A 25294-nucleotide genomic window follows, 5' to 3' on the forward strand; every position below is an offset into this window, starting at 1 on the left:
TCGCGATCAAGCAACCCGGCGTCCGCTCAAAGCCCGCAAGCTGACAATAGCGACCCCCCTCCCCTATGCCGTCCGCAACACCGGCGCCGGCGGCTGCGACGGCCGGATCAGTGCGAATGCGACCTGGATGATGCCGCCGGCAAGGCCGAGCGCGACGCCGATGCGCCAGGCCATGGTGTAGGAGCCGAGCGCGTCGTAGATCACCCCGCCTCCGTAAGCGCCGAGGAAGCTGCCGATCTGGTGGCTCATGAAGGCGAGGCCCTGGATCATCGCCTGCCAGCGCAGGCCGAACATCTCGGCGACGGCGCCCGCGACCAGCGGGCCGACGCCCATCCAGAGGAAGCCCATGATGGCGCCGAACAGCAGCGTCGAGGCCGGCGTTGCCGGCAGCATGAAATACCAGGCGAGCGCGAGCGAGCGCAGGATGTAGATGCCCCCTAACAGCGCCAGCTTGTTCCAGCGCTGGCCGGCCCAGCCGAAGAACAGCGAGCCCAGCACGTTGAAGCCGCCGATCATGCCGAGCGTCTGCGCGCTCAGCATCGGATCGAGGCCGCAGATCGCGAGATACGACGGCAGATGCGTGGTGAGGAACACCAGCTGCATGCCGCAAACGAGATAGGCGCAGGTCATCACCACGAACGGCGCATTGCCGAACGCCGCCTTCGCCACGGACGCGGCCGTGGCATCGCCGATATCGTCGGCTGCCGGCTTCGGCAGCGGCACCTGGTCGACGCGGCCGGCATACCAGGCGGCGGGGATCATCAGCACCGACATGATGACGAAGCCGGCGAGCCCGACGCGCCAGCCAAAACCCTCGTTGAGCATCTGCCCGATCGGGGCTGACAGCAGCGCGCCGAGCGAACCCGCGCCGGAGACGATGCCCAGCACTGTGGATCGCACCGTCGCAGGCACCGCGCGCGCCGCCACCGACATCGCGATCGCAGCCGCCGTGCAGGCGAGCGACGTCCCGATCAGGACGCCGGCGCCGATCATGATGCTGACGAGCCCGTTCGCGGTCGCCATCAGCACCAGGCCCGCGATGTACATCAGCGATCCCACGATCATGATGGGACGGAAGCCGTAGCGCACGGTCATTGCGCCCGCGAGCGGCTGGAGAAAGCCCCAGGCGAGGTTTTGCACGGCCAGCGCCAGCGTGAAATCCGAGATCGAGATGTGGATGTCGTGCGTCAGCGGCTGCATGAAGATGCCGAGGCTCTGGCGCAGCCCCATGCTTAGCGTCAGCATGATCGAGGCGCCGATCAGGATGGGCAATGTCGGACGCAGGACCTGCAACAGGGGCATTTCGTTCTCCCTCGTGGGCGCGGCGCACGCGCCAGCGTCTGCAATTGGCATTGATTTTGGTTACACAGACCTGTGTAACTAGGCTATGAAAGGTGTAGGCTGTCAAGCGAACAGGACGCACGCCGCCGCATGGCTCCCCCGCCCGCCCCACAGACGATGAAAGAGCGGATCCTCGCGACCGCCGACAAGCTGTTCTATCTGCAAGGCATTCGCGCCATCGGCGTCGACACGATTGCCGCCGAGATCGGCATCTCCAAGCGCACGCTCTACAACCACTTCCCCTCCAAGGACGCGCTGATCGCGGCCTATCTCGAGCGCCGCTTCGTCGCTCAGCGCCCTTCCGACAAGCCGCCGGCCGAGCAGATTCTGGCGACGTTTGATTCGCTGGAGCGGCGGTTTGCGGCCAGGGATTTTCGCGGCTGCCCGTTCGTGAATGCGGTCGCCGAGCTCGGGCCCACCGACCGCGCCGTAAAGAAAATCGCGATCGCCTTCAAGGAAAGCCGCCGGGTGTGGTTTCGCGATCGGCTGAACGAACTCGGTGTCGCGGACGCGGAGGCGCTGGCGACGCAGCTCGTGCTGCTGGTCGACGGCTCCATCGCCCAGGACCTCGTGCGCGATGATCCCGCGATGGCGCGTGCGGCGAAGGAAGCGGCCAAGGTGCTGCTGCGGAATGCGGGGGTGGATGCGGGTGGGGAAGCCGCGATGCCCGCGCCGTCAGGCAAGCGCTCGCCGCACTAACCGCTGTCGCCGTATCGTTCGGTGTCATCACCCGCGAAAGCGGGTGATCCAGTATTCCAGAGACAGTTGTGATCGAACCGAGACGCCGCGGCGTACTGGATTCCCCGCCTTCGCGGGGAATGACAGCGAAGCTTGTGGGACCGCTGCGACCCTACCAATATGCGCCCGTTTTGCCCGACGGGTCAAGCAAAATTCTAAAAACCCGAAGGCGTGACGATGGTGGTCGGCAAGCCGTTGATTCCGCTATCCCCGGCTACTGTGCATGGGGTTGTTTTCGCACTTTTATGCGCAGGCAGCCTCACGCCGCGTGCGACACCACGCGATTACGGCCATCGTGCTTGGCGCGGTACAGCGCCGTGTCGGCGCGCTTGAGCACGTCGGCAACCGCCTCGCCCTTCTGCTCCAGCGTGGTCAGCCCGATCGAGATCGTGACCTCGATGCGTTTTGCGCCTTTGTGGATCGCAAACGACTCGCCCGCGATCGAGCGGCGCAGGCGTTCGGCGACCATGCCGGCGACGTGCAGATCGGTCTCCGGCATCACGATGACGAATTCCTCGCCGCCGTAGCGGCAGGCGAGATCGATGCCGCGGATCGACTTGCGGACGCGCACGGCGAACTCCCGCAACACGTCGTCGCCAGCGTCGTGGCCGTAATTGTCGTTGATCGACTTGAAGTAGTCGATGTCCAAAATCATCAGCGCCAGCGGCTTGCCGCGCGTGGATGCCTGCTCGGCCAGCGTTGCCAGATGGCTCTCCATGTAGCGGCGATTGTGCAGGCCGGTGAGCGCGTCGGTGATCGCCATCTCGATCGAGTTCTGCACGTTGTCGCGTAAGTGATCGGTGTAGCGGCGGCGGCGGATCTGGGTGCGGGCGCGGGCCAGCAGCTCGGTCTTGTCGATCGGGCGCAGCAGATAGTCGTTGACGCCGATCTCGAGCCCACGAAGAAGCCGGGTCGCGTTCTCCGGGTCGGCGATCGCGAGGATCGGCACATGGCGCGTGCGCTCCAGCGAGCGCGCCTGGCTGCAGAGCCGCAGGCCATCGAAATTGTTGAGGTCGAGCGAGACGATCAGCAGATCGTAATTACCCTCGGCGGCGTGGAACAGCGCTTCTGTCGGGTTCGGCTCGACATCGACGGTGTGCTCGGCCGCGAGCAGGCTCGCCAGGCGCTCATAGGAGGACTGCCGGTCGTCGACCAGCAGAATACGGCCGCCCTTGCCGGTGTCGGCCACGGCGCTGCGCTCGGGCGCCTGCATGCCGATCTCGAGCGAGGTGATGGCGCGCATGCGCAGCTCGTCGGTCATCATCTTCAGCCGCGTCAGCGATCGCACGCGCGCGATCAGCACGACGTCGGACACGGGCTTTGTCAAAAAGTCGTCGGCGCCCGCTTCCAGGCCGCGGTTGCGGTCGGCGGGGCTGTCGAGCGCGGTGACCATCACGACCGGGATGTGATGCGTGGCCGGATCGGTCTTGAGGCGGCGGCAGACCTCGAAGCCGTCCATGTCGGGCATCATCACGTCGAGCAGGATGATGTCGCATTCGGCGCGGCTGGCCAGCGCCAGTGCCTCGGTGCCGTTCGAGGCGGTCATCACGTCGAAATATTCAGCCGACAGACGGGCCTCTAGCAGCTTGACGTTGGCGGGAACGTCATCGACGACCAGGATACGCGCGGACACTGTGAACTCACTTCCTATCCGATAAAACGCCGGACCGTCTCGATGAATTTGCCGACCGAGATCGGCTTGGACAAATAGGCCTCGCAGCCGCCCTCGCGGATGCGCTCTTCGTCGCCCTTCATCGCGAATGCCGTGACCGCGACGACGGGAATGGAACGCAGCTCCGGATCGTCCTTGATCCAGCGCGTCACTTCGAGGCCGGAGACCTGCGGCAATTGGATATCCATCAGCACGAGGTCGGGCCGCATCTTGCGCACGAGGTCGAGCGCCTCATATCCGTTGCTGGTGCCGGAGGTCTGGTAGCCGTGCGCCTCCAACAGGTCGCGGAAGAGCTTCATGTTGAGCTCGTTGTCTTCCACGATCAGGACGGTCTTAGCCATCCCGCCCTCCTGTATGGTCCTGACGACCGATGCATGTGACGCCTCAGGCGCCGCTAGCAGGCGCTTCGAAAACTGGATTCAAACTAGCCTCAGATTCGCTTGAGTTTCGTTAAACCCGAGGGCCGACTTTCTGCGATGTGGTTTCCAGTTGCTTGTCGGCGGCCTTGAGACTCGGGCATGATGGATTTCAAAGTAGACACTGAAAGTTAATGGAAAGGCAAACTGCGCCATTGAAAAAGCCTGTTCACAACCCTCGCGAAGTCGCTGAAATCGTTGCGATTCAGGCGCTGTCCTTCGTTGCCGGCGATCCCGAGCGGCTGGGCCTGTTCCTGGCTGAGACAGGGGTCGGTCCGGAGACGCTGCGGAACGCCGCCTCGGACCCGAATTTCCTGCTCAGCGTGCTCGATTTCGTGCTGCGCGATGACGCCACCGTGAAGGCCTTTGCCGCGACTGCGGAGCTGCATCCGACCAACGTTGCTGCGGCGCGGCAGATCCTCGGCGATGCCCTCGGCGACCGGACCTGGGAGCGCGACGTGCCGTGACCGCCCCTGATACGGCCGGACCCCGCTGCTTCTGCCGGGATTGTTCGGCCGATCTGGATATGGGCGTGCGGCGCTGTTCCGCCTGCGGTTCCCCTCGCCTCGTCCGCCACCGGGCACTCGCGAGCCTGACCATCGCCCATATCGACTGCGACGCCTTCTATGCGACCGTCGAGAAGCGCGACAATCCTGACATCGCCGACAAGCCCGTCATCATCGGCGGCGGCAAGCGCGGCGTCGTGTCAGCCGCCTGCTACATCGCGCGCACCTATGGCGTCCGCTCGGCCATGCCGATGTACAAGGCACTCGACGCCTGTCCGCATGCGACGGTGATCCCGCCGGATATCGCCAAATACGTCCGCGTCGGCCGCGAGGTGCGGCAGGCCATGCAGGCGCTGACGCCGCTGGTCGAGCCGCTCTCGATCGACGAGGCCTTCCTCGATCTCTCCGGCACCGAACGGGTGCACGGCATGATCCCGGCAAAAGTGCTGGCGCGCTTTGCCCGCGAGGTCGAGCGCGACATCGGCATCTCCGTCTCGGTCGGCCTGTCCTGCAACAAGTTCCTGGCCAAGATCGCCTCCGACCTCGACAAGCCGCGCGGCTTTGCCGCGCTCGACCAGGAGGAAGCGCGTTTGATGCTGGCGGAGAAGCCGGTCGGCTTCATCTTCGGTGTCGGACCGGCCACGCAGGAGCGCCTGGTGCAGCGCGGCTTCCGCATCATCGCCGATCTGCAAAAGGCCGACGAGATCGAGATAATGCGGCAGTTTCCGAGCGACGGCCGCAGGCTGTGGCGGCTCGCACGGGGCATCGACGACCGCCGCGTCGAGCCCGATCGCGGCGCCAAGACGATTTCGAGCGAAACCACCTTCGAGACCGACATCCGCGACTTCGCGACGCTGGAGAAGATCCTGTGGCGCCTGTGCGAGAAGACATCATCGCGGCTCAAGAGCAGCGAGCTTGCCGGCTCGACCGTCACGCTAAAACTGAAGACCGCCGATTTCCGCCAGCGCACCCGCTCGCAATCGATCGCAGCGCCGACCCAGCTCGCCGCAAAAATCTTCTCGATCTGCCGCGAGATGCTGGCAAAGGAAATCGACGGCACCGCCTTTCGCCTGATGGGCGCCGGCGTCAGCGCACTGCGCGACGGTTCGCCTGCCGACGACACCGACATGCTCGACCGCCGCGCTGCCCACGCCGAGCGCGCGGTGGACAGCCTGCGCAAGAAATTCGGTAGCGCCGCGGTGATCCGCGGCATCGCCTATGACGGGCCGGAGAAGGCGCAGGAGTGATGGCAGGTGAACGCAATCTCGAAGCGTTGCTGAAAGACATGAAACCGGAGCTGCGGCCGGGCATCTTTGTATTTTGTACGGTCCCGACAGATGAAAGCATTCCCGCAACGCTAAATCCGCTGCTGACGTTTCGCGAGCAGGAAGGAATGACGCTTGTGGTTTTACGCGAAGAGGTAGAAGCGGCAGGATTACGCTACGCGTTCTCGTCCCGCCTGATCACCCTGACGATTCACTCAGCACTCGATGCTGTGGGCTTTCTCGCAGCAGTCACAGCGTGTCTAGCTGAAGCCGGCATCAGCCTGAACGCCGTGTCGGCCTTCCACCACGACCATCTCTTCGTGCCGGTTGACCGGGCTGACGAGGCGATGGCGGTTCTGCGAGAGATGTCCGCATCCAAGTAGGATGGGGAGAGCGAAGCGAAACCCATCATGTCCGCGCGACAAGGGCGATGGGTTTCGCAAGTGCTCCACCCATCCTACGGTCGCCTCAATCCGCGACCGCGATCGCCTCGATCTCGATCAGCCATTCCGGCGCTGCGAGCGCGGAGACGCCGACGAGGGTCGAAGCCGGCGGCTCCATGCCTTCGAAGAAGGCCGAGCGGGCCTTGCCGATGATGGGGCGCAGCTCCGGCTTGTAGCCGACCACGAAGGTCGTGATCTTGACGATGTTGGAATAGCTCGCGCCGGCGGCCTTCAGCGCATGGCCGAGATTCTGCATCACCTGCGTGGTCTGTGCAGCAAGATCGCCCTCGCCGACGATCCGTCCCTCCTCGTCGGTCGAGACCTGGCCGGAGATGTAGATAGTGCGCGCGCCGGTGGCGGTGACGACGTGGGAATAAGCGGGATTGTGATGCAGGCCGCTGGGGCGGAGATGGTCGAGCTTGGGCATGGGCTGGCTCCCGGAGTTTGTGGTTGGAAGGGAGCGTAGCTGGAGAGGGAGCTGAGGGCTAGCCTCGCCCCTCAATTACAGGGCTTGCTGTCCTTCACGTCGAACTTGCCCATCGCGCCGGAAATCACAAAATCGTTGTAATCGAGCACGAGCTGGCGCGAGACGCCGTTTTCGTAAAGCTCGAACGCCATCGCGTAGACCGGCGTCTGTTCGCCTTCCTTCTGCTGCGACTCGCGGTCGAAGTAGCTGACGGTGACGGGCCAGCGCTTCAGCGACTTCATGTGCTCGTCCGACGTCGACGCATCAGGCGATGCGGTGCGGTCGGCGGGGATCGGTTGGCCGATCACGGTCAGCGTGTTGTAGACTTTCTGGCCGTCGTCGGAGCCGTCATAGACGGAGAGCTCGAGCAGCGACTTGCCGTCCCTGGCGGCGGCAATGATGCGCTGGATCTGCTCGGTCGGGAACACGACCTTGCCGTCGAGAGTGAAATTCTTCGGCGCCGGCAGCTTCAGCTTGACGTTGATGTGGTCGCCGTCGCGCTCGGCCGAACCGTCGACCCGGCCGGCGTCGGCCTCGTTCATCCGCGTCTCGATCTTGAAGCGGTAGCTTTTTCCAGCGGCGTCTTCCCAGGAGTTGGAGCGGAGGTCGCTGAGCGTGATCTTGCCCTCGCCACTGTCGAGCTCGGACACCTGGCGGAATTCGGAGGTGTAGCCCTCACACGAGCTGCCGGTGAAATTGTAGAGGATGCGACCGCGCGCGCTGTTGACCGAGTTGGAGCGCGATTTGACGAGGCTGAGGTCGTAGAGCGCCTGGTGCGCCAGGAACGGACCGCTGGCCGCCTGCGCTCCACCGCCTACGCCGAGGGCGGCCGCCGCGAGCGCCATCACACCGAGCGAAGTCCGGAAAAGGTGCAGCATGTCTCATCCCTGGGAAGCGCAGATTCGACAGTTTAGTGACCGTTCCATTGCGTCGCAACTGAGGCCGTTTCACGTAAAGTTGCACCCCTCCCGCTGAACCTGCTGCCCTGCCTCAAGAAAATGCAGCCCCTCCGGTTGCTTGCATGTGGCGGCACGATGGGCGAAACAGGGCCCTCCCGGCCTCCAAAAGGACGCGCCGGGCGGATGATTTTTTGGACAACGAGGTCGAACATGGCGGGCACGGTCGAGCAGAAACTGGCGGAACAGGGCATCAAGCTGCACGAGGCCCCCACCCCGGTGGCCAATTACGTCCCGTTTGTGCGCACCGGTAATCTGCTGTTCGTCTCCGGCCAGGTCTGCTTTGCCCCCGACGGCAAGCTGATTGCCAAGGGCAAGCTGGGCGCCGGCGTCTCAATCGAGGACGGTGCTGCGGCGGCCCGCGGCTGCGCCGTCAATTTGCTGGCCCAGGTCAAGGCAGCGCTCGGCGACCTCGACAAGGTCGTGCGCGTGGTGCGCCTCGGCGGCTTCATCAACTCGGCGCCGGACTTTTTGGACGGGCCGAAGGTGCTGAACGGCGCCTCCGACCTGATGGTCGCCGCCTTCGGAGACAAGGGTCGCCACGCCCGCACCACCGTCGGCGTCGCCTCGCTGCCCGCGGATGCGGCGGTCGAGGTCGAGGGCGTGTTCGAGGTCGCCTGACCCGAATGCGCGCTCCTGATTGGCTGACAGCCCGGCCGGTCGCCCACCGCGGCCTGCATGACATCTCCCGCGGCATCGTAGAGAACATGCCGGGCGCGGTGCAGGCGGCGATCGCGGGCAATTTCGCGATCGAGGTCGACATCCAGCTCTCGTCCGATGGCGAGGCGATGATCCATCATGACCATGCCCTCGGTCGCCTCACCGAGGCCGCCGGCGAGGTGGTCGAGAAGACCGCCGCGGAACTGAAGGCGATCAGATTCAAGGACACCGACGAGCGGATGATGTCGCTGTCCGACCTCTGCACCATGGTCGCCGGCCGAGTGCCGCTGGTGATCGAGGTGAAGAGCCATTTTGGCGGCGACCGCAAGCTGGTGAAGCGGATGGCCGAGGTGCTGGCCTCCTATGCCGGCCCCGCGGTCGGCATGTCCTTCGATCCCGACCAGGTGCTGGCGCTGCGCGAGCTGTTGCCCTCCCGCCCGCGCGGCATCGTCGCGCAGCGGAGCTATGAGGACGAGTATTGGGCCTACCTGACGCAGGCGCAGCGCGACAGCATGCTGTATTTGCGTCACGGTTTTCAGACCCAGCCGCACTTCGTCGCCTTCAAGGTCGACCACCTCCCGGCCCCCGCCCCCTGGATCGCCCGCAACGTCTTCGGCTGCGCCCTGCTTGGCTGGACGGTGCGCACGCCCGAGCAGCGGACGCGGGTCAGGCAATATGCCGACCAGATGATCTTTGAGGGGTTCGTGCCGTAGGCATGATGTTCCCCACTCTTGAAGTCACTGCTGCAATGCACGATCTTGGGCACGATGGCATCATCTGAAATCACGCTCGAGGCGGTCCCGTCGATTGGCGAAGTAGCTGCTGAGGATTGGGACGCCTGTGCCAATCCCGGCAAGATTTGTAGCGGGCATGGCGCGGGAACCTCATCCGCCCTTACAAGCGATTCCCTCGGCCTCTTAAAGCCCGCCTATAACCCGTTCGTCTCCCACGCATTTCTGTCCGCCGTTGAGAAATCGGGTTCAGCCACGATCCGCACCGGCTGGGGTCCTCGGCATCTGGTGGCCAAGGTTGACGGCCGCGTCGCCGGGGTCGTGCCCTGCTATCTGAAATCGCATTCCCAAGGCGAATACGTCTTCGACCGCGGCTGGGCGGATGCCTATGAGCGGGCCGGAGGGCGCTACTATCCAAAGCTGCAGGTCTCGGTTCCCTTCACCCCGGCGACGGGACCACGTCTCCTGGTCCGCGACGGCGTTGACCACGACCGCATCACGGAGGCACTGGCGAGCGGCCTGGTGGCCCTGTGCGGCGTCAGCAAGGCGTCCTCGGTGCACGTCACCTTCGCGCGTGAGGCTGAATGGAAGCTGCTCGCCCAGCACGGCTTCCTCCAGCGCACCGACCAGCAGTTCCACTGGCGCAACGAAGGTTTTGCGAGCTTCGACGATTTTCTCGCCACCCTGAACTCCCGCCACCGCAAGTCGATCAAGCGCGAGCGGCGCGATGCGCTCGCAGCCGGCGCCACGATCCACTGGCTCACCGGAAAAGACATCACCGAGGATGCCTGGGATGCGTTTTTCATGTTCTACATGGAGACCGGCTCGCGCAAATGGGGGCGGCCGTACCTCACCCGCGAATTCTTCTCGTTGATCGGCCAAACCATGAGCGAGGATGTGCTGCTGGTGATGGCCCGCCGCAACGATCGCTGGGTCGCGGGCGCGATCAACTTCATCGGCTCGGACACGCTGTTCGGCCGCAACTGGGGCGCGGTCGAGCATCACCCCTTCCTTCATTTCGAGGTCTGCTATTACCAGGCCATCGACTTCGCCATCAAACGCGGCCTTACGCATGTCGAGGCCGGCGCGCAGGGCGAGCACAAGATCGCGCGCGGCTACCTGCCGCGAACCACCCATTCCGCCCACTTCATCGCCGATCCCGGCCTGCGCCGCGCCATCGACGATTACCTCAAGCGTGAGCGCGCTTACGTCGCGGAGGCCGGGCGGGAGCTGGCCGAGCTCGGCCCGTTCCGCAAGGGCATCGACGAGGCGCCTTGACGGTTTGCCGCCTCTGGTGACAGTTAGCGCGAAATTCCAGGGAGCCCGCTATGACCGCCTATGACCCCAACAACATCTTTGCAAAGATCCTGCGCGGCGAGTTTCCCTGCCACAAGGTCTATGAGGACGAGCATGTCTTTGCCTTCCTCGACATCATGCCGCGCGTGCCAGGCCATACGCTGGTGATCCCGAAGGCCCCTGCCCGCAACATCCTCGACATCACGCCGGACGATTACGCCCATGTCGCGCGCGGCGCGAAGAAGATCGCGATGGCGGCGATGAAGGCGTTCAACGCCGACGGCATCACCGTGCAGCAGTTCAACGAGGCCGCCGGCGGTCAGGTGGTGTTTCATCTCCACATGCACGTGATGCCGCGACATGATGGCGTGGCCATGCTGCCGCCCGCCAGTCGCAAGGAAGACGTCAAGGTGCTGGAAGAGAACGCGACCAAGTTGATCGCGGCGCTGAAGGCGGGCTGAGGCTCTCTCCACTCGTCATTGCGAGCGGAGCGAAGCAATCCAGAGTGCTTCCGCAGAGGCAGTCTGGATTGCTTCGTCGCAAGGGCTCCTCGCAATGACGGGGTTAGAGCGGAGCGCCACTTACTCCGTCTGAAAATCCCCCGGCTGCGGCGCGGCCAGCGGGGTGAACTCGCAACGATCCGGCTTGATGTCGATCAGCGGCGTGTTGTCGATACAGTCGAGGCCGCGCACCAGGATCGCATTCCCCTCGATGCCGACCAGCTTCACGATCGAGGTGCCGATCGGATTGGGCCGCACCGGCGAGCGCAGCGAAAACGTGCCGCGGGTTTTGTCGTTGTTCTTCGGGCTCTGCAGAACGATGTCGCGGCGCGACTGGTCGAGCCAGTAGAGCACTTCGAGATTGCTGTAGAAGTCGACGCCATTGATGGCCGGCACGAACGGCTCGAAGATTTCGAGGCGACAGATCGGGCCGTCGTGACGCCCCTGCCGCGGCGTCTCCAGCCGCGAGGTCCAGGGCGTGCGGATGCGGCCGATGAAGACGAGGCCGGCATCCTCCGTGGACGGCAACTCGATAGCGACCTCGCCCTCGCGGAGCTCCTGTTCGCGAACCATATTTCCTGTTCCTTAAAGCCAGTCGAAAGCGGTTTTAGCCCAACCACCATTTGCCGGCCAGCATGAAGACCTCGCCTGTGACCACGCCCGCGAAGATCGAGCGGCGGGTCAGCAGAAAGACGACGAGGCCCGCCGCCACGGCGCCATAGCGCAGGACATCGGGCACGCTTGCCAGCGCGCCCGGCGGCTCGACCACGATCTGGGCGATGACGCCGGCGAGGATCGCGGTCGCAACCGCCCGCACCCAGACCAGAAGCTCCGAGCCCTCGTCGATCCCGCCGCCGAACCACAGGCCCAGCATGCGCCATATCTGGTTGGGAACGACGCCGGCGACGAACAGCACCGCCAGCGCATGCCAGTCGCCGATGAGCTGCGCAAAGCTCATGCGCGCACCTCCCGCCACCAGTGCACGCCATAGGCGATCGTGCCCGCCACGAGGCCGCTGACGAGAATGTCGAGGCCCGAGTTCATCTTCGCGGCCAGCGGATACAGCAGAACCCCGAGCGCCAGCGCGACGACGTCGGCGACCTCGCGGCTGTTGCGCGCGGTCGAGAACAGAAACGACAGCGGCGTCAGCAGCAGGATCGCGGCACCCAGCGTTTGCGTCAGATTGGCGGCGAGGAAGTAGCCGACCGTATTGGCGGTGAGACACACCGAGACCAGGCCGAAGCCAAGTCCGTTGACGAACGCGATCCGCCGCTCGCGCGGCACCTGCGGCAGGAAACGATGGCACTCGACCCACAGCGTCACCGCGGTGAGATGCGCCGCGAAGAACAGCTCGCGCCGCTTGGTCGTCGGTGTGCGCATCAGCGGCAGCACCGAGACCACCATCGGGAACAGGCGGATGGCGCTGACGGTCACCGCGATCGCCGACTGGATGACGGTGGCGCCCGAGCCGAGCGTGGTGATCAGGATGATCTGTGCCGGCCCCGCCCAGACGAACAGCGTCGAGCAGAGTGCCCAGAGCAGGCTGAAGTGCGTGTCATGGGCGAGCGCGCCGATGCCGAGATAGGTCGCAAACAGGACGAGAGTGAGGATCGTCTGCGTGATCGAGCGCAGCCCCCACGCAAAGGCGCGCCAGGGACTTTGCCATTGAGGGGAATCGAGCGGAGGAAGCGCCACGAGAGACTTGGCCGGGATGAGGAATCGTGCCCGCATAACGGGCAATGCGGCGCCTCGCGTCAAGGAAGCGCGCGGCGGGGCTGGCATGCGCGCGGTCCCTACCCGCTCACACCGCGGTTCTTCAGCACGAAGCAGGCGCCGCCCGCTTTCCGGATGCGATTGCAGAGATCGTCCGCCTCAGGCCGCGTGTCGGCACCGATGCGGACCTGGTAGAACGCGTGCGAACCACGGCTGCGCACCACCGATGAGAGCAGGCTCGGATCGCGTTCGCCGATCACGGCGCTCAGCCGCGTGACCGCGCGGGAATACATCGCCAGCGCCTTGTTGCGGTCGAAGCCGGCGGCGAGCTGGACGCCCCAAATTTTTGCGGCGGCAAGCTCCACATGCTGTTCGAGCTCGGCGACGAAGGCATTTGGTGCGCGCTTCAACAGCGCCATCAGGTCGCGGCAGCTCGTCGGCGGCAAACTCGGCGGTCCCTTGCCGGTCGCGCCAGCCTTGGCCCATGCATCGACGCTCGTGCCCGTAATGGCGTAGACGTAATTGCGCGTCTGTTCCGGCATTGGGCCGGTGCCCGCGAGCCATTCCTGCACCCGCCGCGGCCCGGCATTGTAGGCTGCAGCCGCAAGGCCGAGATTGCCGAACTGGTTGCGCAGCTCGTTCAAAAACTCCGCCGACTTCGGCAGCGCCTGGACCGGATTGAAGGGATTGAGCAGCCCGCGCTCGCTCGCGGTGCCCGGCATGAACTGCGCGATCCCCTGCGCGTGCTCGCCGCTCCGCGTCATCGGCCCCACCGCATCGGCCTGGAAACGGCTTTCCTGCCAGATCACGCGGGCGAAGAATTCCAGCGGCAGATTGGCATCTCGCGCGGCGGCCTCCACGATCAGGCATATCGATTCACGCGTGTCGCTCTCGCGCGCATCCGGCTTCGCCGACGGCACCGCGAGCTCTTCGACGCTGGGGATGGCGACGCCAGTCTTTGCCGGCGAGCTGTCCCACGCCGCGACCTCCGTCGCAGAGGCCAGCAGTGCGGCAACGACGAGTGCTGCAATTCGCGCCAACACTGCCCAAGCATCGCTGTGGCGCACGCCGGCGCCGCGTGCAACAAGATGATCTGCCATGTTCCGGCATCGTGCCATGGTTCAACGAGTTGCCAATATATGCTGCCTGAACTGCTTCTCCCAATGCGCATCCCCGCCAAACGGATCCGCGCTCTCCTTGCCCTCGCCGCCCTCGTCCTGTCCTCCGCGCCCGCGATGGCGCAAGTCAGCTGGCGGATGACCACGGAATATCCTCAAAACAACATTTCCGGGATCGGCCTCACCAGTTTCGCCGATCGCGTCGCGGCGCGCACAAACGGTTTCGTGACCCTGGTCAACGCCTTCGACAACGAGCTCAAGATCAGCTCGGGCGAAATGCCGGGCGCGGCGCTCGATGGCCGGATCGCCGGCGGCGATGCCTTTGCCGGCGCGCTGTCCGGCCTCGATCCCGTGCTCGGCCTCTCCACGCTGCCCTTCGTGGTACAATCCGTCGAGGTCGCCCGCGCCACCAACGCACGGGCACGACCGCTCTACGAGAAGGCGTTCGCCGACCGCGGTCTCAAGCTGCTCTATCTGACGATCTGGCCGGCGACCGGCCTCTGGTCGGATCATGCGCTCGCAGGCGCCGACGATCTGCCAAAGCTGAACTTGCGAGCCTACGACGCCAATTCCAGCGCGGTGATGCGCGCAGCCGGGGCCAATGCGCAGTTCCTGCCGATGGACAAAGCGTTGGCCGGCCTGAAGGACCATCAACTGAACGCATTCCTCACCTCCGGCGACGGCGGCGCGGGGCGAAAACTCTGGGACTTCCTGCCGCATTTCACCGCGATCAACTACGCGATGCCGGTCTCGATCGCCTTCGTCCACAGCGAGGCGTTTGCCGCACTGTCCGAGCCGATGCAGCGCGAGGTGATGGCGGCCGCAACCGAGACCGAGCAGAGCCAGTTCGCGCTGCTCGCCCATCGCACGGCCGAGAATTACGCACGCATGCGCGACAACGGCGTGAACATCGTCGAGCCCGCGCCGCAGTCTCTCGTCGCGGCCCTCCGCAACGCCGCCACAAGCACGATCGCCAGCTGGGAGGCCAAGGCCGGCACCGATGCGGCCGCGATCGTCGCATGGGCCCGGCAGCAATGACGCCTTGCTCTTGAGACGTCTTGCTCTTGAGACGTCTTGGCCCTTGACTTGAGAGCCCAGCCGATTAGCAACGGGCGGAAACATCAAAGCTGGTTCCGCCCTGATGGCCACAATCTATTTCGATCTCGACGGCACGCTGACCAACCCAAAACCCGGGATCACCCGCTCGATTCAGTACGCGCTGGAGCGGTTGAGTCTTGCCGTCCCGAGCGAGGACGAGCTGACCTGGTGCATCGGGCCGCCGCTGCATGCCAGCCTGAAGAAGCTCACGGGAAGCGACGAGCTCGCCGACCGCGCGCTGCTGCTCTACCGCGAGCGTTTTAGCGATATCGGCCTGTTCGAGAACGAGACCTATGCCGGCATCGTGGACACGCTGACGACGCTTGCCGCGATAACGCCGCGCATGTTCGTGGCGACCAGCAAGCCTGCCGTCTACGCCATTCGCATCGTCGAGCACTTTGGCCTGAAGCCGTATTTCGAGCGCGTGTTCGGCTCCGAGCTCGACGGCACCCGCGTCGACAAGCGCGACCTGCTCCGCTACGCGCTCGAAGAGGCCAAGGTCGATCCCGCTACCGCGATCATGATCGGCGACCGCAGCCATGACGTCGTCGGCGCCCGCACCAACGGCATGACCGCGATCGGCGTGCTCTATGGCTATGGCAGCGAGGCCGAGCTGCGGGACGCCGGCGCGCATCACATCTGCGCGGCGCATCCCGAGCTGCTCGGCCATTGTGTGGTCTAGGCGCTGACGGTTTCGACCGCCGCCAGCATGCCGGTTTTCGGGTGGCAGTTCCGATATTCGAAGAACTGCTCGTCGGCGGCCGCTACCGTGACCTCGTGATAGAGCCGCAATTTTGCTGACGGCCCGAGCGTCGAGAGATACTTCATCGCCGCACCAAAAATCTTGACATGGGTCGGATGCGACTCCGCCCAGCGTTCCAGCGCGGCGAGACTTTTCCACCAGCTCTGGCCATAGGATTTTTCGCTGGCGCTGCCGTCGGCCGCGAGTACATGCATGTAGCGGTTGGCGTAGCAGCCGATGCCAAGACCGTCGTCGCGCAGAAAATCCATGCCCTCGCGCAGCACCGGCTCGACGTCGTCGAGATAGAGCTTTCGCTCGGACGACTCGGTGTCGCTCCAGTCCTGCCCGGAGCGGATCAGGCAGAGATTGTCGTGCGCCGTCACGCGCAGCCGCGCGCCGTCGCGGATCAGCTCAGGTGCGCCACCGGGCGCCATCGCATCGGTCTGCGACAGCGGAATGCGGTCGCGCATGCCGCCCCAATAGGCGTGCTCCTGCACCTCGCCGCTCATGCCTTCCGCGATGACGGCGACACCCTCGGGTCGATCGGGCGAGGAGAACAGCGTCTCGTGCCGCGCCACCGTGGGGCGCAGCACCTCGATGAAGGTGCCGATGCCATCCCGCGCCTTGCCGGTCCAGGCTTCGCGCGCCGGTGCGAACCAGGCATCGAATCGTGCGACATCGCCCCAATAGGCCACCGTGACGATGGTCTCATAGCCCGACTGGTCAACATAGTGCGCGCGGTCCCAATGTGAAGGACCATCCTCACCCGCAAGCAGCCCCGCGATCTCAGTCAGCACCGCCAGCGGCGTCTCGCCGCGATATTGCACACCGAAATAGGCCATCACGACCCGGCTCACGGCCGGCTTGTAACGCGCCACGAAGGACGGATACGGCGGTTCGTAATCATCTGGCACGCGTTTGTGGCGCGTGCGCATCGTTTCGAGATATGCAGGAATTGCGGATTCCATGGCCATGCCCTCCCCGTGATTACGGCGATCAGCTCGCCGCCGCCGCAATGTCGGTGGGCTCGACACTGTCGACCGGCAGCGAAAACTGCTCGACGCGCTGGTATCGCTTCTTGTTGAGCAGCAGCCGCGTCACATCGGGCCGCGAATAGTGCCCGGCGGGATCGGCGGCGTTCTTGGCGATACCGATGGCGCCGAGATCGATCTCGGCAATCAGGAGGCCCTCCTGATCCGGCGCGAGCTTGTCGCCGATCTGGCTGCCATCGGGCCCGTAGATCGCGGCAAAGCCGCCGCCGACGTGCAGTAACGCGTTCTTGTCCGGCCGGTCGCAGAGCTCGTCGATCATGGCCTGCGAGACTGTCGCGCACGGCGCGAGCACGAAGCAGGAGCCCTCCACGGCATAAACGCGCGAGGCGGCATTGTTGACCTCGGCGCCGAGCGCCGGTGCAAAGGGATCGTAGAGCGAGAAGCTCGGCCAGGCCGCGACATGCACCTGCTCGTTCTGGGCGTACATCGCATATTTCGACAGCGGCTGAAGATGCTCCCAGCAGCACAGCGCGCCGATACGGCCGATGTCGGCCCTCGCATGCACGGCAAGATCGCTGCCGTCGCCCTCGCCATAGACCGTGCGCTCGGCATGGGTCGGCCGCAGCTTGCGGCGCTTTGCGATGGTCTCACCGTCGGGGTCGATCAACCATTGCGCCAGATACAGGCTGCCGCCGTCGCGTTCGGAGAGGCCGATCACGGCCGTCAGTTTTGCCTTGCGCACGGCGTCGCGCAAACGCTCGGCCTGCGGGCTGTCATAGGACAGCGAATTGTCGAAATAGCGCTGCACAAAACCGCGGCCAATCGCCCAGGCCGGCGAGTCCATCCAGATGTGCCAGGGATAGCCGGGGATGAAGGCCTCGGGAAAGGCGATCAGCTTGGCCCCCTTTTCGGCGGCCTCTTTGATCAGCGCGATCGACTTGTCGATCGAGGCGTCGAGATCGAGCCAGGCGGGCGCCGCCTGCACCACCGCCACCTTGTACTTTGGATGTTCGATGCCCATTGCCGCCTCCATTGCCGGTTGATCGCAGACCACGTCCGATGCAGTCTATTGAGCCAAGCCGGGCGGCCGGGCGCTCGACCACGGCGGAACAAAAACTCGACTGGACAGGATCGCCGAACGGGTACGGAATTTGCCTGCGGCCGGGCTGGATCTGCGATTTTGCGGGATGTGACAGGGAGGCTTGCCGATGCCAATCCAGTTCACCACGGACGACAGCCCCGGCTACCGGCGGCTCGCTCTCTGGCAGGACATCGTCTGCGATGTTTTTGTCGGGCTCGACTGCAAGTCCGACCTCGGCAGCGCCTTTCACGGCTCGGTCACGCAAGTCCCGCTCGGCAAAGCGGTGTGCTCCGACGTCTGCTCCGACCGCCAGCACGTGTTCCGCACGCCCTCGCGCATCGCACGCTCGGACCAGGATTATGTTCTGGTCGCGCTCGGCAATCGCGGCGACGGCGGCGTGGTGCAGGACGGCCGAGAGACCGTGATCCATCCCGGCGAGTTCGCGCTCTATGACACCACGCGTCCCTATGAGCTGAAGTTCAACGACAGTTTTACGCAGACCATCTTCAAGGTGCCGCGCGAGATGTTGCAGCGGCGGCTCGGCGCCACCGAGGCGCTCACCGCAATCTCATTCGGCGCTGACATGCCACTCGAACGGATCGCTTACGATTTCATCTTCAGGCTCTGCCACAGCGCGGACCGGCTTGCTCCGGACCATGCCGCGGCGTTGTCGGAACAGGCCGTCGATCTGCTGGCGATGGCGCTGAGCGAGCGGCTCGGCAAGACATCGCTGCCATCCTCAACCCACCGCTCCGCCCTGCTCTACCGGCTGAAGGCCCACATCCGCGCGCACCTTGCCGATCCCGACCTGTCGCTGGCGGAGAGCGCAGCCGCGCTCGGCATCTCGCCGCGCTATGTCAACGATCTCCTCGCCGACGAGGACATTTCGTTCCAGCGCTACGTCCTTGCCGAACGTCTCGCCCAATGCCGGCGCGACCTCGCCTCGCCCATGCTCGCTCACCGCCACATCAGCGAGATCGCGTTCGCCTGGGGCTTTAACGACCTCTCGCATTTCGGCCGCGTCTTCCGCGAGCACTTTGGGATGTCGCCGCGGGATTTCAGGCAGAGCCAGCTGCGGCACTGAGCAGCCATCTTCCCGAGCCTTCGTTTGGGACGAAGGCAAAGCTCGCCAATTCCAGATTGTCTTGTCGGAAGCCGTGCATCAGGCTGGCACGCATGAGGACTCACGCGACGACAAGCGGACTGGAGCTGTTGCTGGGCGTGATCGCGACCCGGCTCGCGGTGCTGGTCGTGGTGGGCTGGAGCCTCACACTCCTGCCGCAGAAGGCGCGCAACAGCGAACTTGCCTGCGTTCCCGCTGCCGCAGAACGGATCGAAACGCGAACGACGCCGAAGAGCAGCCTGCATGCCGGCGATCCCGCGTTCGACGACATGCTCCGGCACGATTAGGGGACGAGCGCATCGCTGGGAGACTTGACGCGCGCCTTCATCGCTTCGCTCATCGGAAGCCGGAGGTTCTGTCCTCTCGGCGGAATCGGCGATTCGAACCATCTGGCGTAGAGGCGATCGAACGCGCCGGACGCCATCGTCTCCCTGATCGCGGTATCGACGAGAGTCTTGAATTCCGGATCCTCGCTGCGGGTCATCAGGCCGTAATAGGACGGCGCATAGGTCGTCGCCAGCATCCGGAAAGCCTTGGGATCGGCCGCATTCGCGACGAGCCCGGCGACCAAAATATCGTCCTCGAACCACGCCGCGGCGCGGCCTGTTCCAAGCATGAGAAGCGACTCGGCGTGGTCCTTGGCTTGAACAATCGTCACATTCAGTTTCTGATCGTCGAGAAACTTCCTGGCGACACTGAAGTTCAGCGAGCCCTGCGTGATGACGACGGTCTGCCCGTCCAAGCCTTTCGGCTCCATCACCTGCGAGGAGGTAGGCACCAGCCAGCGCGGCGATGCGACAGAGGTTGCGACGGAGAACGCAACCTGCTTCTGCCGTTCGGCGGTGTTGGTCGTGCTGCCACACTCGACGTCGATGGTGCCGTTCTGAAGCAGCGGAATACGATTGGACGCATTCACCGGCACGTAGTCAATTTGCAGCGCAGACCGATTCAACACGGCCCTGATCTTGTCGGCCACTGCGGAGCAGAGATCGAGCGAGAGCCCGGTCGGCTTCTGGTCGGCCCCGAGATAGGCGAACGGAATCGAGGCCTCACGGTAGCCAAACGTGACCTTTCCGACCTCCTTGATTTTTTCGAGGGTCTGGCTGGCCGCGTGTGCTGCTGGAATATCTAGCAGCACAAGCGAGAGAGCGGCAATGGCAAGCGTCGGCGCGTGTTTGCAGATCATGTCAGCCTCCGGACTGTTGCTTAAGCGGCGGGACTTCGCGACAGCTCGTCGAGGCTTTCCCTCAAGGACCGATCCAGGATCTCGACAGCGCGGTCGATCTCCTCGGTCGAGACGGTCAGGGGCGGTGCGATGCGCCACACCGATCCGCGTTCGGGGCGGCGGCGGATGTTCATGCTCAGCCCATACTCGAAGCACTTCTTCGTCGTCAGCGCGCCGAGCTGATGGGCCGCGCGCCGGCTGTTGCGATCGGTGACCAGCTCGACACCGAGCAGAAGCCCCATGCCCCTGATGTCGCCAATCTGCTCGTATTTCTGCTGAAGGCCCTCGAACCGGCCGCGCAGATAGGCGCCCATGACATTGGCGCGTTCGACGAGCCTTTCCGCGGCGATCACGCGCAACACCGCGAGCCCGACCTCGGCCAGGAGAGGATCGGAGACGTGGCTGGTGTAGTAGGTGAAATGATCTTCGTGGAGCTTGCTCTCGATCGCCTCCGTGGTCGACACGGCCGCAAGCGGAAGCCCCCCGCCGAGCGTCTTCGACATGGTCATGATATCGGGCACGACGCCGAAATATTCAGCCCCGGTCTTCTTGCCGATGCGTCCAAACGCGGTCTGGGCCTCGTCGAAGATCAGCAGCATGCCCCGCGCGTCGGCGGCTTTGCGCAACGCCTCCATGAAGGCTTTCGGCGGCACCAGCACGCCGCCGGCGCTGATCACGGGCTCGGCGATGATCGCCGCGCCCCGCCCGCTCGACTGCATGTCGAACATTTTCAACGCCAGCTCGAGATTGGCGAGCGCGGACGCTTCCTCGCTCCCCCTGTCGATATAGGGCCGGTACGCGTTGGGCTCCGGGATCACGAATACGCCGGGCGGCGGCACGCCATAGCCCTTGCGGTCGCTCGCCATCGAGACCGAGGCCGCACCGCCGGTGATGCCGTGCCAGGAGCCGCCGAGGACGAGCACCTCGTAACCGCCGGTGTACATCTTGGCCATCCGGAGCGCGACTTCAGTCGCCTCCGAACCGGTATTGATGAAGATCGAGCGCTTGAGGTCGCCGGGCAGCCAGTCCTTGGCCAGCACCTGGGCAAGCTCGGCCACGACTTCGGGGATCATTCCGCTGAACAGATGGAACGCCTTCTTGCCGGCCCGCTCCACCGCTGCGACGATCGCTGGATGATTGTGGCCGATCGTCGCGCACATTTGGCCGGAGGTGAAATCGAGATAGTCGCGCCCGTCGCTGTCGGTGACGGTCGTCCCCTTCGCCGAGGTGAAGAGGTTCGGGAACACGTCTCCGCCGTACCGGACCAGGAATTCGTCGGCGGCCTGTTTCAGCGATGAAGTCATGGGGTCTCCTCGGGCAAGCGGCGTCAGCCGCACAGGCGCGGCACGGCGATGCGAGTCCGCTCGCCGCTCTCCGGTTCGGGTTCGGGTTCGGGTTCGGGTTTTGGGCACGAAGCTGTTGCGTCGAGGCGTTCGCGGTACGAAACTTGCCCGTGCAACAGGGAAATTCGTACCGGGCAGGCAGGATGGGCGCCAGTTCAAAAAACTCAGCAGCCGATGAGCTGGAGGCAACGGAACGGCCACGAATGCCGCCGCTCAAGGCGCTGTCGGCGTTCGAAGCGGCCGCGCGCCACGGCAGCTTCAGCCGCGCCGCCGAGGAGCTTGGCGTGACGCCGTCGGCGATCAGCCATCACATCCAGAAGCTCGAGGATTTCCTCGGCGTGCGCGTGTTTTCCCGGCACGCCGGTCGCGCGGTGCTCAGCAATGCCGGCCGCCTCTATGCCAGCGAGATCGAGCGCGCGTTCGGAACGATCATCGGCGCGACACGGCTGGTGGCGCCGCAATCGCAGCGCGATCATCTCTTCATCGCGAGCGGCCCGAGCTTCGCCGCCAAATGGCTTCAGCCGCGGATCGGAAATTTCATCGGCCAACATCCGGAGATCGGCATCAGGCTGTCGACCATCTCGGACTTGCGCGATCTCGAGACCATTCGCTTCGATCTTGCCATTGCCTATGGTCGCCCTCCAACTTTCGACGGGAGACAGGTCGAGCCGCTGCTGGCCGAACGCCTTCGTCCGCTGTGCAGTCCGCAACTGATCGAACAGCTCGGGCTTCGCGAGCCCGCTGATCTCGCCCGCGCCACCCTGATCCATTCCTCGAACGCGCTGACCTGGACCGACTATCTGCGCAAGGTCATCGGATCGACCATCAAGGCCCGCCAGGAATTGTGGTTTGACCGGTCCACCATGGCGATTGATGCAGCCGCCGAAGGTCTCGGCGTCGTTCTCGAAAGCGAGATCCTGGCCGCCGAGGAGCTCGCCAAGGGCACGCTGATTGCGCCGTTCCGCCAGCCCGAGTTCGAAGTCGAGACGGTGTCTTATTATCTGGTTCGGTCTGCCGAAACCAAAGGCCGCAGCCATGTCGGCGCGTTCGAGACCTGGCTGCGCGCAAAGATTACGGCTGCGAATCTGCAGACGACAATGACGTAACGAGCGCACACCTCGCAAAGCAGAGCCGCCATGTGCGCGCGCGATGGTGCGACGCTCATGCTTGCGCTAGCTTCGGCGCCAAGGCCGCACGGATCAAGCAGCGGCCAGCCGAGGAGCATACCGATGGAATACCGACGCTTGGGCCGATCTGGCCTGATGGTGCCTGCCTTGAGCCTGGGAACGGGCACGTTCGGCGGCGTCGGCCGCCTCGCCGCGTGGGGCACGACGGATGCGACCGAAGCGCGGCGGCTTCTGGATATCTGCCTCGAGGCCGGCGTGTCGATGTTCGACACCGCCGACGTCTATTCGCTCGGCGAGTCCGAGCGTGTTCTCGGCGAAGCCATCAAGGGCCGCCGCGACAAGGTGCTGGTCTCGACCAAGGCCACCTTCCGCTTCGGCGACGGTCCCAACGACATCGGTTCGTCACGGCAGCATCTGCTCGCGGCGATCGATGCCTCGCTCAAGCGGCTCGGCACCGACTATATCGATCTGTTCCAGCTCCACGGCTTCGACGCCTTCACGCCTCCTGAGGAGGTGCTGTCCACGCTCGACGTGCTCGTGCGCGCCGGCAAGATCCGCTATGTCGGCGTCTCCAATTTTTCGGGCTGGCACCTGATGAAGTCGCTCTCTGTTGCCGACAGGCACGGCTTCCCGCGCTACGTCGCCAACCAGACCTACTATTCACTGATCGGGCGCGACTACGAATGGGAGCTGATGCCGCTCGGCCTCGACCAGGGCCTTGGCGCTGTGGTCTGGTCGCCGCTCGGCTGGGGTCGCCTCACCGGAAAGATCCGCCGCGGCCAGCCGAAGCCCGAGGTGAGCCGCCTGCCCCAGACCGCCGACTTCGGGCCGCCCGTGCCGGACGAGCACGTCTATCGGGTCGTCGATGCGATCGACGAGGTCGCAAAGGAGACCGGCAAGAGCGTCTCGCAGATTGCCCTGAACTGGCTGCTCCAGCGCCCGACGGTCTCGACGTTGATCATCGGCGCGCGCAACGAGACGCAGCTGCGCGAAAATCTCGGCGCGGTCGGCTGGTCGCTGACGAAGGAGCAGATCGCCAAGCTCGATGCCGCGAGCAAGGTGACGCTGCCCTATCCCTACTGGCACCAGCGGGGGGCCTTCTCCGACCGCAATCCGCCGGCGGTGTAGCAAGCGAGCGCTAAGCGCGTCCCGGCTCGGGTTGCATCGCACCGGGCCGCACTGCCCGTGTCCGCGGCGCCGTCAGGCCTGCCCGCGGCACGGGAACTGTCCGTGTCCTGCCGGGTTGCGATCCATCCTGCAATTTCCTAATCCGGGGATGAAACAGGGCTCGAATCAAGCGCGCCTCCATCATGTCGTCCGCTCCAACAGTGCATGCCGACGGCCTGCCGCAGCCACAGCGCAACCAGGCGGTCCTGACCATTGCGCTCGGCATCATCATGGCGGTCGTCGACAGCGCCATCGCCAATGTGGCACTGCCGACAATTGCGACCGATCTCGACGCCAGCCCCGCCTTCTCGATCTGGATCGTCAACGGCTATCAGCTCGCGATCACGATCTCGCTTTTGCCACTCGCCTCGCTCGGCGAGATCGTCGGCTATCGCCGCGTCTATCTGGTCGGGCTGGTGCTGTTCACGCTCGCATCCGCGTTCTGCGCGCTGGCCCATACGCTGCCGCTGCTGACGATCGCGCGCATCATCCAGGGTTTTGGCGCGGCCGGCATCATGAGCGTCAACGCGGCGCTGGTGCGCTTCACCTATCCGCGCAGCCAGCTCGGCCGCGGCATCGGGCTCAACGCGCTCGTCGTCGCCTTCTCGGCCGCGGTCGGCCCGACACTCGCCTCCGGAATCCTTGCGGTCGGAAGCTGGCCCTTTCTGTTCGCCATCAACGTGCCGCTGGGCGTGCTGACGCTGGTGCTCGGCCTGCGCAGCCTGCCGCACACAAAACCCGCCAGCCATACCTTCGACTGGCAGAGCGCGGGGCTGTCGGCGATCACCTTCGGCGTCGGCATCGCGGCCGTCGACAGCGTCGGCCATGGTGAGGCCGCGCTCACCTGTCTCGTCCAGTTCGCCATCGCGATCCTCGCCGGTGCGCTGCTGGTCTGGCGCGAAACCCACATGACGTCGCCGTTGCTGCCGGTCGACCTGTTGCGGATTCCCGTTTTCGGTCTGTCGATTGCGACCTCGATCGCCTCGTTCTGCGGCCAGATGCTGGCCTTCGTCGCGATCCCGTTCTACCTCCAGAGCCGGTTTGGCTATTCGGCCGTGCATATGGGCTTGCTGATCACGCCCTGGCCGATCGCGGTGGCCTTCGCGGCGCCCCTGGCCGGCCGGTTGGTCGAGCATTATCCAGCCGGCCTGCTCGGCGGCATCGGGCTTACGCTGTTCGCCTGCGGTCTCGGCGCGCTCGCGTTCCTGCCTGCGGCCCCGACGCCGCTCGATATCGTCTGGCGGATGGCGCTGGCCGGCGCCGGCTTCGGCCTGTTCCAGACGCCGAACAATCGCACCATGATCGCAGCCGCCCCGCGCGAGCGCGCCGGCGGCGCCAGCGGCATGCTGGGCACGGCCCGGCTGCTTGGCCAGACCACAGGCGCGGCGCTGGTGGCGCTGTTGCTCGGCCGCTACCCGGTCGAAGGGACCCGGATCGCGCTGCTCACCGGCGTCGGCTTCGCACTGTGCGGCGCGATGCTGAGCATGCTGCGGCTGTCACCCGCGGGCGCACGCGGCGCCGAACATGTCCGCGTGCAGGACGATCAGCGCCTGCGGGGCGAGTAGATTTCGGCTG

Annotated in this window: 28 protein-coding genes; 15 read left to right on the forward strand and 13 right to left on the reverse strand. The window is 65.1% G+C overall.

Annotated elements, in window-relative coordinates:
• Window positions 1-63: 63 nt before the first annotated feature.
• Entirely contained in the window at window positions 64-1302 is a 1239-nt protein-coding gene (locus B5V03_RS20730) for an MFS transporter (protein WP_129272245.1), read from the reverse strand.
• Window positions 1303-1431: 129 nt separating this feature from the next.
• On the opposite strand from B5V03_RS20730, the gene B5V03_RS20735 reads away from it, so the two are divergent.
• Complete coding sequence (locus B5V03_RS20735) at window positions 1432-2040, forward strand: TetR/AcrR family transcriptional regulator (RefSeq protein WP_129272246.1); 609 nt, start codon at window positions 1432-1434, stop codon at window positions 2038-2040.
• A 298-nt stretch (window positions 2041-2338) separates the two neighbouring features.
• On the opposite strand, the gene B5V03_RS20740 is transcribed toward B5V03_RS20735, so the two are convergent.
• Window positions 2339-3712, reverse strand: a complete 1374-nt coding sequence (locus B5V03_RS20740) for a PleD family two-component system response regulator (protein ID WP_129272247.1) — start codon at window positions 3710-3712, stop codon at window positions 2339-2341.
• A 14-nt stretch (window positions 3713-3726) separates the two neighbouring features.
• Window positions 3727-4092, reverse strand: coding sequence for a response regulator (locus tag B5V03_RS20745; RefSeq protein WP_008130064.1), 366 nt, complete (start codon window positions 4090-4092; stop codon window positions 3727-3729).
• Window positions 4093-4322: 230 nt separating this feature from the next.
• Between B5V03_RS20745 and B5V03_RS20750 the strand changes: the two genes are divergently transcribed.
• From B5V03_RS20750 to B5V03_RS20760, 3 genes are read left to right on the forward strand one after another with little or no spacing between them, the layout of a single operon-like run.
• On the forward strand, window positions 4323-4634 hold the full coding sequence (locus tag B5V03_RS20750; RefSeq protein ID WP_129272248.1) for a DUF3572 domain-containing protein: 312 nt from the start codon (window positions 4323-4325) through the stop codon (window positions 4632-4634).
• Window positions 4631-5920 carry a DNA polymerase IV gene (locus B5V03_RS20755; RefSeq protein WP_129272249.1) on the forward strand — a complete coding sequence of 430 codons (1290 nt, stop codon included), beginning with the start codon at window positions 4631-4633 and terminating at the stop codon, window positions 5918-5920. The genes B5V03_RS20750 and B5V03_RS20755 overlap by 4 nt, the downstream gene beginning before the upstream one ends.
• The gene (locus B5V03_RS20760; RefSeq protein ID WP_129272250.1) at window positions 5920-6321 is read left to right on the forward strand and encodes an ACT domain-containing protein; all 402 of its coding nucleotides are present in this window, start codon (window positions 5920-5922) and stop codon (window positions 6319-6321) included. Before B5V03_RS20755 ends, B5V03_RS20760 begins: the two co-directional genes overlap by 1 nt.
• A gap of 85 nt (window positions 6322-6406) precedes the next feature.
• Here B5V03_RS20760 and B5V03_RS20765 read toward each other — a convergent pair whose 3' ends face one another.
• Together B5V03_RS20765 and B5V03_RS20770 are read right to left on the reverse strand one after the other, a co-directional pair.
• Window positions 6407-6808 (reverse strand): RidA family protein, encoded by a 402-nt coding sequence (locus B5V03_RS20765; protein ID WP_129272251.1) that lies wholly within the window; start codon window positions 6806-6808, stop codon window positions 6407-6409.
• Window positions 6809-6879: 71 nt separating this feature from the next.
• On the reverse strand, window positions 6880-7725 hold the full coding sequence (locus B5V03_RS20770; RefSeq protein ID WP_129272252.1) for a cell envelope integrity EipB family protein: 846 nt from the start codon (window positions 7723-7725) through the stop codon (window positions 6880-6882).
• A 231-nt stretch (window positions 7726-7956) separates the two neighbouring features.
• Between B5V03_RS20770 and B5V03_RS20775 the strand changes: the two genes are divergently transcribed.
• From B5V03_RS20775 to B5V03_RS20790, 4 genes are read left to right on the forward strand one after another with little or no spacing between them, the layout of a single operon-like run.
• Window positions 7957-8424, forward strand: a complete 468-nt coding sequence (locus B5V03_RS20775) for a RidA family protein (RefSeq protein ID WP_129272253.1) — start codon at window positions 7957-7959, stop codon at window positions 8422-8424.
• Between the two features lie 5 nt (window positions 8425-8429).
• Complete coding sequence (locus B5V03_RS20780; protein WP_129272254.1) at window positions 8430-9176, forward strand: glycerophosphodiester phosphodiesterase; 747 nt, start codon at window positions 8430-8432, stop codon at window positions 9174-9176.
• A 54-nt stretch (window positions 9177-9230) separates the two neighbouring features.
• Window positions 9231-10472: a GNAT family N-acetyltransferase gene (locus tag B5V03_RS20785; RefSeq protein WP_129272255.1), complete on the forward strand. Its 1242-nt coding sequence runs from the start codon at window positions 9231-9233 to the stop codon at window positions 10470-10472.
• 50 nt (window positions 10473-10522) lie between these two features.
• Window positions 10523-10951, forward strand: coding sequence for an HIT family protein (locus B5V03_RS20790; protein ID WP_129272256.1), 429 nt, complete (start codon window positions 10523-10525; stop codon window positions 10949-10951).
• 120 nt (window positions 10952-11071) lie between these two features.
• On the opposite strand, the gene tsaA is transcribed toward B5V03_RS20790, so the two are convergent.
• From tsaA to B5V03_RS20810, 4 genes are all read right to left on the reverse strand, one after another.
• Window positions 11072-11563, reverse strand: a complete 492-nt coding sequence (gene tsaA / locus B5V03_RS20795; RefSeq protein WP_129272257.1) for a tRNA (N6-threonylcarbamoyladenosine(37)-N6)-methyltransferase TrmO — start codon at window positions 11561-11563, stop codon at window positions 11072-11074.
• Between the two features lie 34 nt (window positions 11564-11597).
• On the reverse strand, window positions 11598-11948 hold the full coding sequence (locus B5V03_RS20800) for an AzlD domain-containing protein (RefSeq protein ID WP_129272258.1): 351 nt from the start codon (window positions 11946-11948) through the stop codon (window positions 11598-11600).
• On the reverse strand, window positions 11945-12685 hold the full coding sequence (locus B5V03_RS20805; RefSeq protein WP_035994751.1) for an AzlC family ABC transporter permease: 741 nt from the start codon (window positions 12683-12685) through the stop codon (window positions 11945-11947). Before B5V03_RS20805 ends, B5V03_RS20800 begins: the two co-directional genes overlap by 4 nt.
• A gap of 98 nt (window positions 12686-12783) precedes the next feature.
• Complete coding sequence (locus B5V03_RS20810) at window positions 12784-13803, reverse strand: lytic transglycosylase domain-containing protein (protein WP_245502282.1); 1020 nt, start codon at window positions 13801-13803, stop codon at window positions 12784-12786.
• A 39-nt stretch (window positions 13804-13842) separates the two neighbouring features.
• Here B5V03_RS20810 and B5V03_RS20815 point away from each other — a divergent pair, with 39 nt between their 5' ends.
• A complete protein-coding gene (locus B5V03_RS20815; RefSeq protein ID WP_164988161.1) occupies window positions 13843-14859 on the forward strand; it encodes a TRAP transporter substrate-binding protein in 1017 nt (338 codons plus the stop codon).
• Between the two features lie 103 nt (window positions 14860-14962).
• Window positions 14963-15601, forward strand: a complete 639-nt coding sequence (locus B5V03_RS20820) for an HAD family hydrolase (protein WP_129272261.1) — start codon at window positions 14963-14965, stop codon at window positions 15599-15601.
• Here the strand turns inward: B5V03_RS20820 and B5V03_RS20825 are convergent.
• A complete protein-coding gene (locus tag B5V03_RS20825) occupies window positions 15598-16629 on the reverse strand; it encodes a phenylacetaldoxime dehydratase family protein (RefSeq protein WP_129272262.1) in 1032 nt (343 codons plus the stop codon). The two genes, B5V03_RS20820 and B5V03_RS20825, sit on opposite strands and share 4 nt — an antisense overlap.
• 28 nt (window positions 16630-16657) lie before the next feature.
• Window positions 16658-17674, reverse strand: coding sequence for a carbon-nitrogen hydrolase family protein (locus B5V03_RS20830; protein ID WP_129272263.1), 1017 nt, complete (start codon window positions 17672-17674; stop codon window positions 16658-16660).
• Window positions 17675-17861: 187 nt separating this feature from the next.
• On the opposite strand from B5V03_RS20830, the gene B5V03_RS20835 reads away from it, so the two are divergent.
• Window positions 17862-18818 (forward strand): helix-turn-helix domain-containing protein, encoded by a 957-nt coding sequence (locus B5V03_RS20835; RefSeq protein WP_129272264.1) that lies wholly within the window; start codon window positions 17862-17864, stop codon window positions 18816-18818.
• A 92-nt stretch (window positions 18819-18910) separates the two neighbouring features.
• The gene (locus tag B5V03_RS20840; RefSeq protein WP_129272265.1) at window positions 18911-19144 is read left to right on the forward strand and encodes a hypothetical protein; all 234 of its coding nucleotides are present in this window, start codon (window positions 18911-18913) and stop codon (window positions 19142-19144) included.
• Here the strand turns inward: B5V03_RS20840 and B5V03_RS20845 are convergent.
• Window positions 19141-20043 (reverse strand): amino acid ABC transporter substrate-binding protein, encoded by a 903-nt coding sequence (locus B5V03_RS20845; RefSeq protein ID WP_129272266.1) that lies wholly within the window; start codon window positions 20041-20043, stop codon window positions 19141-19143. The genes B5V03_RS20840 and B5V03_RS20845 overlap by 4 nt on opposite strands.
• Window positions 20044-20063: 20 nt before the next feature.
• On the reverse strand, window positions 20064-21386 hold the full coding sequence (locus B5V03_RS20850; RefSeq protein ID WP_129272267.1) for an aspartate aminotransferase family protein: 1323 nt from the start codon (window positions 21384-21386) through the stop codon (window positions 20064-20066).
• Window positions 21387-21628: 242 nt separating this feature from the next.
• On the opposite strand from B5V03_RS20850, the gene gcvA reads away from it, so the two are divergent.
• From gcvA to B5V03_RS20865, 3 genes are all read left to right on the forward strand, one after another.
• Window positions 21629-22531 carry a transcriptional regulator GcvA gene (gene gcvA / locus B5V03_RS20855; protein WP_129272268.1) on the forward strand — a complete coding sequence of 301 codons (903 nt, stop codon included), beginning with the start codon at window positions 21629-21631 and terminating at the stop codon, window positions 22529-22531.
• 123 nt (window positions 22532-22654) lie between these two features.
• Complete coding sequence (locus B5V03_RS20860; RefSeq protein WP_164988162.1) at window positions 22655-23680, forward strand: aldo/keto reductase; 1026 nt, start codon at window positions 22655-22657, stop codon at window positions 23678-23680.
• 182 nt (window positions 23681-23862) lie between these two features.
• On the forward strand, window positions 23863-25284 hold the full coding sequence (locus B5V03_RS20865; protein WP_129272270.1) for an MFS transporter: 1422 nt from the start codon (window positions 23863-23865) through the stop codon (window positions 25282-25284).
• Window positions 25285-25294: the final 10 nt, after the last annotated feature.

It is taken from the genome of Bradyrhizobium betae (assembly GCF_004123905.1).
Classification (GTDB): Bacteria; Pseudomonadota; Alphaproteobacteria; order Rhizobiales; family Xanthobacteraceae; genus Bradyrhizobium; species Bradyrhizobium betae_A.